Origin of the sequence: Actinomycetospora callitridis, from assembly GCF_028737265.1 — a bacterium.
Taxonomy (GTDB): domain Bacteria; phylum Actinomycetota; class Actinomycetes; order Mycobacteriales; family Pseudonocardiaceae; genus Actinomycetospora; species Actinomycetospora callitridis.
In genome coordinates this window covers 46,747-59,344 of record NZ_JAQZAK010000004.1, presented here as the reverse complement: position 1 = coordinate 59,344, position 12,598 = coordinate 46,747, and the positions used below count along the sequence as shown (strand labels likewise).

Sequence of the window (12,598 nt, the reverse complement as noted above, 5' to 3'; positions counted from 1 at the left end):
GGTCACGCGGCGACCGGCTCCTCGACACGGACCTCGGTGCGGGGGGCCGGGACGTCGGCCGGGGCGACCGGCTTCTCGCGGCCGGTCAGGCGGTCGACGAAGCGCTTGAGCTCGCCCGCCACCGGCAGCGAGAGCTTCCAGATCGACCGTGTCGACTGCCAGAACTGCTTCGGGAACGGGCCCGTCGTGTAGGGCAGGTCCCAGCGGGCGCAGATGTCGCGCACCTTCTCCGCGATCTCCGGGTAGCGGTTCGACGGCAGGTCGGGGAACAGGTGGTGCTCGATCTGGTAGCCGAGGTTCCCGCTCAGGAGGTGCATGAGGTTCCCGCCGGTGAAGTTCGCCGAGCCCAGCAGCTGGCGCAGGTACCACTCGCCCCACGTCTCGCCGTCGAGCTCGTCGGAGGTGAACACCTCCGCGCCGTCGGGGAAGTGGCCGCAGAAGATGATCGCGTAGGACCACACGTTGCGGATGAGGTTCGCCGTCGCGTTGGCCGCGATCGTCGCCGGGAAGAACGGGCCGGACAGGGCCGGGAAGAACACGTAGTCCTTCACCGCCTGCTTGCCGGCCTTGCGCCCGATCTGGCGGAGCTTGGCCTTCATCTCCTCGGGGTCGGCGTCGAGCGTGGCGGCGCCGTCGATGTCGAGGTCGTGCAGCGCGACGCCCCACTGGAACAGGAACATCAGCAGCGCGTTGTAGAGCGGCTGCCCCAGGTAGTACGGGTGCCACGGCTGGTCGGACGAGACCCGCAGGATCTCGTACCCGACGTCCTTGTCCTTGCCGATCACGTTCGTGTACGTGTGGTGCAGGTAGTTGTGGGAGTGCTTCCACTGCTCCGAGGGGCAGACGTTGTCCCACTCCCAGACGGCCGAGTGGATCTCCGGATCGTTCATCCAGTCCCACTGGCCGTGCATGACGTTGTGGCCGATCTCCATGTTCTCGATGATCTTGGAGGCGGCCAGGGCGGCGGTGCCGGCGAGCCACAGCGGCGGCAGGATGCTGCCGACGAGCGCGACGCGCCCGCCGATCTCGAGGCGGCGCTGCAGCTTGATCACGCCGCGGATGTACGCGGCGTCGTCCTCTCCGCGCGACGCCTCGACGTCGCGGCGGATCGCGTCGAACTCACGCCCGATGGCCGCGACATCGGCCTCGCTCAGGTGCGTGAACTCCTTGATGTCCGAAATCGCCATGACGGCGGTGACCTCCGCGTCGAATCGAGTACTTGAAGTACGCGGTACCGACGGTACCGACTCCCGGCGCTCGACGGGGGAGTGATCGCTGTGTCCCCGCGCACCGCAGCCGGCATGGCCCAGGTCACAGCGCCGACCCCGGGGAGGGCGGCGGCGCCGGGTGGGGCGGTCGGCGTGGCGCGGCGCAGGTCGGCGAGGATGCCGCCGGACACGAACGGGTGACGTCCGGCCGGACCCGGACCACTCGGTAACGGAACGGTCACGGCCCGCGATACACGGTCACGGAGCAGAGGGGAGGGGCATGTCGACACCGACCTCGGTGCCGAGCGCCATCTGGGACGCCCGGGCCACGATCGAGCCCGGACGTCGGGTCGCCGGCCGCTACCTGCTGCTCGCGCCCGTGGGGCGGGGCGGATCGGGATCCGTGTGGCGGGCCCACGACGAGCTGCTGGATCGCGACGTCGCCATCAAGCGGCTCCACGGGGGTCACCTCGACGAGTCGCGCGCCCGCCAGATCCGCGACCGGGCGCACCGTGAGGGCCGCGTGGCCGCGCGGCTGCACCACCCCCGGCTGGCCGCCATCTTCGACATGACCGAGCTGGACGGCGAGGTCTGCCTGGTCATGGAGTACGTGGCCGCGCCGTCGCTGGCCGACCTCCTCGACCGCGAGGGTCTCCTGCCGCCGGCCCGGGTCGCCGCCATCGGCGCGCAGGTCGCCGACGGCCTGTGGGCCATGCACGGCCGCGGGATCGTCCATCGCGACGTGAAGCCCGCCAACATCATGATCGGCCACGACGACGTCGTCACGGTCACCGACTTCGGCATCGCCGTGGTCGACGCCGATCCGGGCACCTCCGACCAGCTCGTCGCCGGCACGCCCCACTACATGGCGCCCGAGCTGGCCCGTGGCGGCATCGCCACCGCGGCCGCGGACGTCTTCTCCCTCGGCGCGACGCTCTACGCCGCGCTCGAGGGCACCCCGCCGGCCGGGGACGGGGGCAACGCCCTCGAGGTGCTCTCCCGTGTCGCCACCGGGCACGTCCAGCCCGCCCGCCGCGCGGGTGACCTCACGCCCGTGCTGCGCAGCCTGCTCGACCACGACCCGACGCGGCGGCCCAGTGCGGCGGAGGCGGCGCACGTGCTCGCCGCCCTGGCCGGGACGCCGGCGTCCGGCCCGGTGCCGGCGATCACGGCGCTGGCGGGGCTGTCGGCCCCGTCCGGGTCGGTCCCTGCCGTCCGCCTCCCGGGTGACGCCCGGCCGTCCGATCTCCAGCCGGAGGCCGACGAGTCCCACACCGGCCCCATCGCCGTCCCGGCCGCCGTCTCCGCCGCCCTCGCCGCCTCCCGTGCACGGACCCGCGCGGCCACGTCCGTCGACGACGGGGCGGGCGCCTCGCGCTCCCGTCCCTCGCGCAGGGTCGCCGCCGTCGGTGCCGGCCTGGTCGGGATGCTGGGCGCGGCAGGGCTCGTGGCGGCGGCGACGACCACGTCGGACCCGCTGCCGATCGCGGCGCCCGAGGTCGGCGCCACGCCCCTGGCCGCCCCGGTCCCGATCGCGGCGCCGCCCGTGATCCCCGCCGACCCCGGGCCCACCACGACGACCACGTCGTCGTCCCGGGCCTCGGCGGTCGAGGACGTGGCGTCGTCGTCGGACGCCTCGGACTCCACCTCGACCACCACGCGCCGCTCCCGCGACGCCGACGCCCGGGCCGCCGAGGCCTGGGACCGCTGGTTCGACCGCTGGCGGGCGCAGGCGCGCGCGGACGACCGCGACGACGACGACCGGGGCGGCGACCGTCCCCGCGGTCGGGCGCGCGGCCACAACCGCTGACCGACGTCGCCCCCGCACCGAGCACGGACCGCGCACAGAGCGCACTCGACGCCGTCGAGCCGGACGAGGACGGCCTCCTGCGCCGATCGAGGGGGCTCGCCTAGGCGGTCGCGCGGTCCTCGTCGCGGGGGCTGCGGGGCGCGGGCACCCGCGGAGCCGGCTCCTCGCGGCGCGGCGCGGGCGTGCTCGGCGTCGCCGGCCTGCGCGGAACCCGGCGGATGCGTGGTTCGTGGATCAGGTGATCCTGGCCGCGGCGTTGCATCGTGCCTCCCCCGTGCCCGTCGATGACGGGCGTCGACCAGCGAGGCTAGAGCCACCCGTGCGGGTGACGCTGTACGTCATTGTGCGTACGCCACCACGCAGTCGGGCTCGCGGCGACGGCTTTCCGCCGAGGGGACCGCCCGGTACGTTCCGACCCCGGGGCGGCGGCCGGTGCGGACGAGGGGCCCGCACCGGCACATGCGCCCCGCCCCGCGGTCGGTGCCGGCGAGCCGCGTTGCTCAGGCCAGCGCCTCGCAGAGCTCCAGGGGATCGGCGTCGGCCGCCAGCGGCAGCGGCGACCAGCGCGGCGCCCGGCGCGAGGCGGCGTCACCGGTGACGGTCCAGCCGGTGTCCGGCGTCCAGTGCAGCGCCCGCACGGGAGGCGGCGGGTCGGCGAGCACGTTGAGCGTGAACCCGGGGCCCGTCGTGTCGGGCACGGTCTCGACGTCGTCGCCGTCGAGCAGGTCCAGGGCGTGGACCACGGCCTCGGCGCACCGGGTGGCGTACTCCGGCACCCAGGAGTCCATCCGGGCCGCCATCCCGGACTCGGCCCAGGACTCGGCCCAGGACGCTGCGGTGCCGGTCTCGGTGGGGGGAGCGGTCATCGGTCGGTCACCTCCGGAGGTCCCCTCCGGGGGACCGCGTGGTTACCGACCAGTATCCCTGCGTGGGGCGGGTGGTCCACTCCGGGTCGTTGTGGCTGTCACCACCGACGCGATACGGCGTCGTCACCCCCTCGTCCACGAGGTGTGCCATGAGCCCCTCGGCCGTCGGAGCGTCGACCATGTCGGCCTCGCCGGGCCCGGACCCCGAGACGTCAGGGGTCAGGTCCGGGGTCGAACCGGGGACGCACCCGGAGGCCGGGCGCCGGCCGCCGCAGCAGGCTCGGAGCCATGACCACATCCGGAACCACCGCCCCGTCCACCCTCGGCTTCCGGCGCAGCGTCGGCGACCGCTGGATCGCCGGCGTGTGCGGCGGGATCGCCGCCCGCACCGGCCTCGACGTCAATCTCGTCCGTGTGGCCGCGGTACTCCTGGCCGTGTTCGGGCACCTGATCGGTCTGATCGCCTACCTGGCTGCCTGGGCGCTGGTGCCGGAGGAGGGCTCGGACCGGACGGACCCGGCCGGTCCGTCGACACCTCCGGCGGCGCCGACCACGGTCTGACGGCCCGGCGCGGGCGGGCGATCTACGCTCGCCCGCGTCGTCGCGCAGGAAGGCCAGGAGGACACCCGGACATGCCCAGCCCGCCCTTCACGTCGGTGTACCACCAGGGCTTCGTGCGCGTCGCCGCGGCGACCATCCGCACGACGATCGCCGAGCCGGCCGCCAACGCGTCCTCGCTGCTCGCGGTGGCCCGCGAGTGCCACGACGACGGCGTCGGCCTCGTCGTGTTCCCGGAGCTCACGCTCTCGGGCTACTCGATCGAGGACCTGCTGATGCAGGACACCCTGCTCGACGCGGTCGTCGACGCGCTGGGCGACGTCGTCGCGGCGTCCGCGGAGCTCACCCCGGTGCTGGTCGTCGGCGCGCCCCTGCGCCACCGGAACCGGATCTACAACTGCGCGGTCGCCGTCCACCGCGGGCGGGTGCTGGGCGTGGTGCCGAAGACCTACCTGCCGAACTACCGCGAGTTCTACGAGCCCCGCCAGCTCGCCGCGGGCGCCGGCGAGGGCGGCACCACGCGGCTGCTCGGCGAGGACGTGCCGTTCGGTTCCGACCTGCTCTTCGCCGCCACCGACGTCGACGGCCTCGTGGTGCACGTCGAGGTCTGCGAGGACATGTTCGTCCCGATCCCGCCGAGCGCCGAGGCGGCGCTGGCCGGGGCGACGGTGCTGGCGAACCTCTCGGGCAGCCCCATCACGGTCGGGCGCGCCGACGACCGCCAGCTCCTGGCCCGGTCGGCGTCGGCGCGCTGTTCGGCGGCCTACGTCTACGCCGCGGCCGGCGACGGGGAGTCGACCACCGAGGTCTCGTGGGACGGCCAGACGAGCATCCACGAGAACGGCGCGCTGCTGGCCGAGACCGAGCGTTTCCCGGCCGGCGAGCGCCACGCCGTCGCCGATGTCGACCTGCGGCTGCTGCGCTCCGAGCGCCTGCGGATGGGGACGTTCGACGACAACCGCCGCCGCCAGGCGCAGACGTCCTCCACGACGTTCCGCACCGTCGAGTTCACCCTCGACCCGCCGACCCGCGACCTCGGGTTCCGGCGCGACGTCGAGCGCTTCCCGTTCGTGCCGGCCGACCCCGCCCGCCTCGAGCAGGACTGCTTCGAGGCCTACAACATCCAGGTCGCCGGCCTCCTGCAGCGGCTGCGGGCGATCGGCGACGCCAAGGTCGTCATCGGGGTCTCGGGGGGACTCGACTCCACCCACGCGTTGATCGTGGCCGCCCGCGCGATGGACCGCGCCGGCCGGCCGCGCTCGGACATCCTCGCCTTCACGCTGCCCGGCTTCGCGACGGGCGAGCGCACGAAGTCCAACGCGCAGCGCCTGTCCGAGGCCCTCGGTGTCACGTTCGAGACCATCGACATCACCGAGACGGCCCGGCTGATGCTGCGCGAGCTCGGCCACCCGTTCTCCTCCGGCGAGCCGGTCTACGACGTGACCTTCGAGAACGTCCAGGCCGGGCTGCGCACGGACTACCTCTTCCGCGCGGCCAACCAGCGCGGCGGCATCGTCGTCGGCACCGGCGACCTCTCCGAGGCCGCGCTCGGGTGGTCGACCTACGGCGTCGGCGACCAGATGTCGCACTACACGGTCAACACCGGCGTCCCGAAGACGCTCGTGCAGCACCTCATCCGCTGGGTGATCAGCTCGGAACAGTTCGACGACGACGTCGCCGCGGTGCTGTCCGACGTGCTCGACACCGAGATCAGCCCCGAGCTCGTGCCGGCGGACTCCGACCAGGAGATCCAGTCGAGCGAGCAGAAGATCGGGCCGTACGACCTGCAGGACTTCACCCTCTACTGGGTGCTGCGCCACGGGTTCCGGCCCTCGCGGATCGCGTTCCTCGCCTGGCACGCGTGGCACGACCCCGACGCCGGCTCCTGGCCGCCCGGCTTCCCGGAGGGCGACCGGGAGGCCTACGACCTCGCCGAGATCCGGCGGTGGCTGCAGGTGTTCGCGCAGCGCTTCTTCGGCTTCGCACAGTTCAAGCGCTCGGCGATGCCCAACGGGCCGAAGGTCGTCGCCGGCGGGTCGCTCTCGCCGCGCGGGGACTGGCGCGCCCCGTCGGACTCGTCGGCGACGATCTGGCTCGAGGAGATCGAGCGGCACGTGCCGGAGTCGTGAGTCAGCCGGCGGCGCGCTTGTAGGGGTCCGGCGGGAACCAGCCGCGGGCGACGACGGCCTCGGACCACGTCGCCAGCGCGCCGACCGTGCGGTCGAGGGCGTCACCGATCAGGTCGACGATCGGCTGCTGGGCGAGGTCGGTGGCATCCTCGATGCCGGCGCGCACGCGGCGGCCCTCGTCGGAGAGCGCGTCCCCCTCGAGCAGGCCGCGACGGCGCAGGCGCCCGATCGCGGCGTCCATCGAGTCCGGCGACCACCCGCGCGTGGACGTGTACTCGAGCAGGTCGAACCCCACCCACAGCTCGGTGAGGACGTTGGCCTCGATGCCGTCGAGCCCGGCGGCGACGCAGGCGGCGACGTGGGAGTCGCCGCGGTGCTCGCGCAACAGGGACGTGGCGTGCCAGAGCCGGCCGTGGGCCCGGTCGGGCCAGGGCAGCGCCCGCATCCCCGCGAAGAGCGGGCGTCCCGTGAGGTCGGCGGCGGCGAGCCCGGCGCGCAGGGTGTCGACCACGCCGTCCACCTCGACCTCGTCGACCCCGGACTCCCCGACCCCGGCGAGCGCGGCGCGCAGGGCCTCCGTGCCCGCGCGCTCCCGCCCCTGCTGCAGCTGCGCCACCGAGCACGACGCCCGCGCCTGGTCCCAGAGGCCGCCGGCCAGGTCCGGCTCGAACACGGCGAACGTCGACGCCACGAGCGTGCCGGGGACGTCACCGAGCACCGAGGCGCGCCCGCCGACGTAGCCGGCGAGGAAGTCGAGGCCCGCCGCCGCGGCCCGGTCGGCGGCCGGCTCGCTCCACACGGTCACCATGGCCAGCGGCTCGAGGGCGTCGCGCAGCCGGCGGGCCGGCGTCGGAGTCGCGGCCGGGTCGGCGACCGGCCCCGTCCGGGGTGTGCAGAACGTGGCCCGGGCCTCCGCGAAGTCCATGACCCGGATCATGGCGCGGATCGTGGCTGCGGTCCTCCCGGGCGTCCACCGCGGGCTGCGCCGGGCAGGGCCGGTCCGCCCACCGGAAACCGGACTCGACGGACCCCACGGCGTCTGATCTTCTGTGCTCGGCGGCACAGGAGCGACGAGGAGGACGCGTGGGGCAGGTCGGTGACGGCGCTCGGGCGCCCGGCGTGCACGGACGCCCCCGCACGCCCATGCTGACCGGGAACCGCCGGCATCGTCCCCGTCGGCCCGACGACCGCCTGGCCCGGCCGGTGCCCACGGGAGCACCGCCCTCGATCACCACCACGATGACTCTCGAATCTCAGGAGCAGCACCGATGACCATCACCCCCAGTCGGTCCGGATCGATCTTCGGTCACTCGGTCAAGCGCACCGAGGACCAGGGGCTGATCACCGGGGCCGAGAGCTACACCGGTGACCTGCCGATCGAGGGCTCGCTGCACGTGGTCTTCGTCCGCTCGCCCATGGCGCACGGGACGCTGAACTCCGTGGACGTCGAGGAGGCGCGCACGAAGCCGGGCGTCGTCGGGGTCTACGTCGACGGCGACCTGCAGATCGCCGACCGGCCCGGCCTGCCCGGCGTCGTGCCGGACGCGATGTCCCGCCCGCCGCTGGCCCGCGGGCGCGTGCGGTTCGTCGGCGACATCATCGCCGCCGTCGTCGCCGAGACCTCAGGCCAGGCGCTCGACGCCGCCGAGTCGGTGTTCCCCGACATCGACCCGCTGCCCGCGGTGGTCGGCATCGAGGAGGCCATGGCCGAGGGCGCCCCGGTGATCTTCGAGGAGCACGGCTCCAACGTCGTCGCGGGCGCCGGCACCGGTGAGGTCGAGGGCATCTTCGACACCGCCGACACGGTCGTCTCCGGCAAGTTCTACAACCAGCGCATCGCGGGCGTGCCGATGGAGCCGAACGCGGCCGTCGCCGTCCCCGGCGAGCCGAACGGCGGCGTCACCCTGTGGCTGTCGGTCCAGACCCCGCACGGCGCCCGCGACGCGCTCGCCGGCGACCTGGGCCTCGAGGCCGAGCAGGTCCGCGTGATCGCCCCGCGCGTGGGTGGCGGCTTCGGCCCCAAGGCCACGGCCTACCCCGAGTACTCGATCGCCGCCCGCGCCGCGATGGACCTCGGGCGCCCCGTGCGCTGGACCGAGACGCGCTCGGAGAACATGCTCTCGATGGTGCACGGGCGCGCCCAGGTGCAGCACGTCGAGCTGGGCGTCAAGAACGACGGACGCATCGTCGGGCTGCGGGCCTCGGTCGTGGGCGACGGCGGCATGTACCCGGCGGTCGGGACGATCCTGCCGAGCCTGACCCAGCTGATGGCCCAGGGCGTCTACGACATCCCGGCCATCGACTTCGCCTGGAAGACCGTGGTCACCAACACCACGACCACCGGGGCCTACCGCGGCGCCGGGCGCCCCGAGGCGACCCAGCTGCTCGAGCGCATCATCGACATGGCCGCCGACGAGATCGGCATGGACCCGCTCGAGATGCGCCGGAAGAACTTCCTGCAGCCCGACAAGTTCCCGATGACCAGCCTCACCGGCGCCGAGTACGACAACGCCGAGCACGAGAAGGCGCTCGACGCGGTCAAGGTCGCGGCCGACTACGACGGCCTGCGCGCCGAGCAGGAGCGCCGCCGCGCCGAGGGCAGCCGGACCGCCATGGGCATCGGTGTCGCGTCGTACGTGGAGGTCACCGCCCCGCTGGGGCTCGACGGCGAGTACGGCTCGGCCCAGGCGCACCCCGACGGCACGTTCACGGTCATGGCCGGGACGAGCGCGCACGGCCAGGGCCACGAGACCGCCTACGCCCAGCTCGCCGCGGGTGTCCTCGGCGTGCCGATGGAGAAGATCAAGGTCGTCCAGTCCGACACCGCGCTGGTGCGCAGCGGCGCCGGCACGCTCGGGTCGCGCTCGCTGCAGACCGGCGGCAGCGCCATCCACAACGCGTCCGAGCAGCTGGTGGCGCGGGCCAAGGAGATCGCCGCGCACCTGCTCGAGGCCGGGGTGGAGGACATCGAGCAGACCGACGGCGGCTTCGGCGTGAAGGGCATCGCCGACCGCGAGATCACCTGGGCGCAGGTGGCGACGGCGTCGGAGGACGGGTCGGGCACCGAGGACGGCGCCGCCGCCCCGATGCTCCAGGAGCTCGACTTCAAGCAGGGCCAGTCCAGCTTCCCGTTCGGCTCCCACATCGCCGTCGTGGACGTCGACCTCGACACCGGCATGGTCCGCCAGCGCCGCCACGTCGCCGTCGACGACGCGGGCCGCATCCTCAACCCGATGCTCGTGGCCGGGCAGCAGCACGGCGGCATCGCCCAGGGGATCTCGCAGGCCCTCTACGAGCGGGTGACGTTCGACGAGGACGGCAACCCGACCAGCGGCAACCTCGCCTCGTACACCATCCCGTCGGCGGCGGACCTGCCGTCGTTCGAGACGTCGAACACCGAGACCCCGACCCACCTCAACCCGATCGGGGCGAAGGGGATCGGGGAGTCGGGCACGATCGGCTCGACGCCCGCGGTGCACAACGCCGTGATCGACGCGCTGTCCCACCTCGGGGTGCGGCACATCGACATGCCGCTGACCCCGGAGGCGGTGTGGCGCGCGATCGCGGGCGCGTCCGCCGGCGACCCGGCCGACCGCTCGCCCGCCGGCCCGGAGTACGCCGGCGAGCCGGGCTCCCAGCACTGACGATCACTGCGTGAGCGATCTTCGGGCCTATGGGCCCGAGGATCGCTCACGTAGCCTCCTGCCTCGGTCGGGACGGGCGGGCGCGGGGAGGGCCGGGGATGATCGCGTGGCTGGGGGACGCCCCCCTGGCGCTGCTGACGGCGGCGGTCTTCCTCGCGGTCTACATCGCCTGCGCGCTGGTCATCGCCGTGCTGGTCCTGGCGCGGCGGTGGGGGTACGGCGACGTGCTCGGCCCGCTGAGCCCCGGCCTGCTGGCCCCGATGGGCCTCATCTTCGGCCTGCTGACCGGGTTCCTCGTCGCCGACGTGTGGGCCGACCGTGACGACGCCGCGGCGTCCGTGAGCCAGGAGGCGAGCGCCCTGCGCGACATCGACCTGCTCATGGGCACGTTCCCCGCCCAGCAGCCCCAGGTCCGCGCGCTGCTGCGCGGCCAGATCGAGCAGTACGTCGCCGTCGAGTGGCCGCAGATGGCCGACGGGCAGGCCACGATCAGCGTCGCGCCCGGCGGGCTCGTCCAGGTGCAGGACGTCGTGCTCTCCCTGCCGGTGCGGACCGAGGGCGAGCGCGTGGCCGAGGATCGGCTCGTCACGGCCGTCGACGCCGCCCTCGAGGCCCGCCGGACCCGACTCGTGCTCAGCGGCTCGGCCATCGACCCGCTGCGGCTGACCGCGCTGTTCCTGGTCGCGGTCACGACGCTCGCCGCGACCGCCTGCGTCCACGCCGACCGGCCGCGCCGCGCCGCGGTGTCCCTCGTCCTGCTCGGCACGGCGATGGCCCTGGCCCTCACGCTGCTCTGCGCGCAGGCGGCACCCTTCGCGGGCTACTTCGCGATCGACCCCGATCTCCTGCTGCAGGTGCGCCCCGCGCCGTGAGTCAGCCCGGCAGCACCCAGCCGACGGGGTCGGCGAGACGCACCGCCGACTCGGGGCCCCAGGAGCCCGGGGCGTAGCTCTCGGGCCGGCGGTGGTCGTCGAGCACCTCCGCGGCCGCGATCCAGACGTCCTCGAGGCCGTCGGGGCGGGTGAACAGCGCGCGGTCGCCGGTGAGCACGTCGTGGATCAGGCGCACGTACGGCGGGAGGGGGTCGCCGCCGGACAGGCCGTCGAGCGGGATCTGGGTCCACGTCGTGCCCAGGTCGATCGAGGCGCCGGGCGTCTTGACGTTCATCGACAGCGCCAGGGCACCGTCACCGGCGAGGTCGAAGCACAGGACGTTGCCGCGCGTCGGCAGGTCGTCCGGGTCGACGGGGCCGTCGTCGGGGTCCCGGAAGATCAGGTTGACCTTCTGGTGGCTCTCCGCCATCCGCTTGCCGGTGCGCAGGAGGAACGGCACCCCGCGCCAGCGGTCGCTGTCGATCCAGAGGCGGGCGGCGACGAAGGTCTCGGTGGTCGAGTCGTCGGCGATGTGCTCGAGGTCGCGGTAGCCCTCGAACTGCCCACGGACCACCTCGTCGCGCTGCAGCGGGCGGAACCGGCGCACGGCCTCGTCGCGGGCGGCGGCGACGTCGTCGGCGCGGAATGAGGCGGGCGGCTCCATCGCGACCTCGGCCGCCACCTGGAACAGGTGGGTGACGAGCATGTCGAGCACGGCGCCGGTGGCGTCGTAGAACTCGGCACGGTCGGCGACGTCGAGCGTCTCCGGCACGTCGATCTCCACGGCCGAGACGTGGTGGCGGTCCCAGGAGCTGCCGAACAGGCCGTTGGCGAAGCGCAGGGCCCGCAGCTCCTGGGTGGCCTCCTTGCCGAGGAAGTGGTCGATCCGGAACACCTGCGACTCGTCGAGCACCTCGTGCACGACCCGGTCGAGCTCCCGGAAGCTCTCCAGCGACGTGCCGAAGGGCTTCTCGTAGACCACGCGGGCACCCTCGGCCAGCCCGTGCGCCCCGAGGGCGCGCGTGTAGTCGCCGAAGGTGGTCGGCGGCAGGCCGAGGTAGTGCACGAGCTGGGCGTCCTGCCCGATCTCGCCCCGCGCCTCGGCGATGCGGTCGAGCAGTTGACCCGGGTCGTCGGCGGTGAAGCCGCCGCCCGCGAAGCGCAGCCCCGCGGAGAACTCGTCCCACGGGCCGTCCTCGGGCGTCAGGCCGCCGAACTGCTCGAGCGCCGCCCGGACGTCGTCGCGGAACTCGTCGTCGGTCTTCTCGCGGCGTCCGCTACCGATCAGGCGCCACTCGTCGGGCAGGAGCTTCTCCTGCACCAGGCGGAAGAACGACGGCAGGACCAGGCGCTTGGCCAGATCCCCGGTGGCACCGAAGAGCACGAAGACGGTGGGGCCGGGGGAGTCGGGTGCGGACACGGGGCCATCGTGCCCGTGATCGTCGCGCCCGACACCCCGGGCCACCACCATCGGGGACGTCACTGCTGCGACGTCACTGCTGCGACGTCAC

General features: G+C 73.9%; 9 protein-coding genes. 5 read left to right on the top strand and 4 right to left on the bottom strand.

Annotated features, from left to right (window positions below; translation table 11 throughout):
* Window positions 1-2: 2 nt before the first annotated feature.
* Window positions 3-1,187: a fatty acid desaturase family protein gene (locus PH191_RS14665; RefSeq protein ID WP_274195362.1), complete on the bottom strand. Its 1,185-nt coding sequence runs from the start codon at window positions 1,185-1,187 to the stop codon at window positions 3-5.
* 301 nt (window positions 1,188-1,488) lie between these two features.
* Between PH191_RS14665 and PH191_RS14660 the strand changes: the two genes are divergently transcribed.
* Window positions 1,489-3,018, top strand: a complete 1,530-nt coding sequence (locus PH191_RS14660; RefSeq protein ID WP_274195361.1) for a serine/threonine-protein kinase — start codon at window positions 1,489-1,491, stop codon at window positions 3,016-3,018.
* 500 nt (window positions 3,019-3,518) lie between these two features.
* On the opposite strand, the gene PH191_RS14655 is transcribed toward PH191_RS14660, so the two are convergent.
* The gene (locus PH191_RS14655) at window positions 3,519-3,884 is read right to left on the bottom strand and encodes a hypothetical protein (protein WP_274195360.1); all 366 of its coding nucleotides are present in this window, start codon (window positions 3,882-3,884) and stop codon (window positions 3,519-3,521) included.
* 288 nt (window positions 3,885-4,172) lie between these two features.
* Between PH191_RS14655 and PH191_RS14650 the strand changes: the two genes are divergently transcribed.
* Entirely contained in the window at window positions 4,173-4,445 is a 273-nt protein-coding gene (locus PH191_RS14650; RefSeq protein ID WP_274195359.1) for a PspC domain-containing protein, read from the top strand.
* Window positions 4,446-4,516: 71 nt separating this feature from the next.
* Complete coding sequence (locus tag PH191_RS14645) at window positions 4,517-6,571, top strand: NAD(+) synthase (RefSeq protein ID WP_274195358.1); 2,055 nt, start codon at window positions 4,517-4,519, stop codon at window positions 6,569-6,571.
* A 1-nt stretch (window position 6,572) separates the two neighbouring features.
* Here the strand turns inward: PH191_RS14645 and PH191_RS14640 are convergent, their stop codons facing one another.
* On the bottom strand, window positions 6,573-7,508 hold the full coding sequence (locus PH191_RS14640; protein WP_274195357.1) for an SCO6745 family protein: 936 nt from the start codon (window positions 7,506-7,508) through the stop codon (window positions 6,573-6,575).
* 331 nt (window positions 7,509-7,839) lie between these two features.
* Here PH191_RS14640 and PH191_RS14635 point away from each other — a divergent pair, with 331 nt between their 5' ends.
* Together PH191_RS14635 and PH191_RS14630 are read left to right on the top strand one after the other, a co-directional pair.
* Window positions 7,840-10,215, top strand: a complete 2,376-nt coding sequence (locus tag PH191_RS14635) for a xanthine dehydrogenase family protein molybdopterin-binding subunit (protein ID WP_274195356.1) — start codon at window positions 7,840-7,842, stop codon at window positions 10,213-10,215.
* Between the two features lie 98 nt (window positions 10,216-10,313).
* Window positions 10,314-11,087 carry a bestrophin-like domain gene (locus PH191_RS14630; protein ID WP_274195355.1) on the top strand — a complete coding sequence of 258 codons (774 nt, stop codon included), beginning with the start codon at window positions 10,314-10,316 and terminating at the stop codon, window positions 11,085-11,087.
* Window position 11,088: 1 nt separating this feature from the next.
* Here PH191_RS14630 and PH191_RS14625 read toward each other — a convergent pair whose 3' ends face one another.
* Window positions 11,089-12,507: a glucose-6-phosphate dehydrogenase gene (locus tag PH191_RS14625; RefSeq protein WP_274195354.1), complete on the bottom strand. Its 1,419-nt coding sequence runs from the start codon at window positions 12,505-12,507 to the stop codon at window positions 11,089-11,091.
* Between the last annotated feature and the right edge of the window lie 91 nt (window positions 12,508-12,598).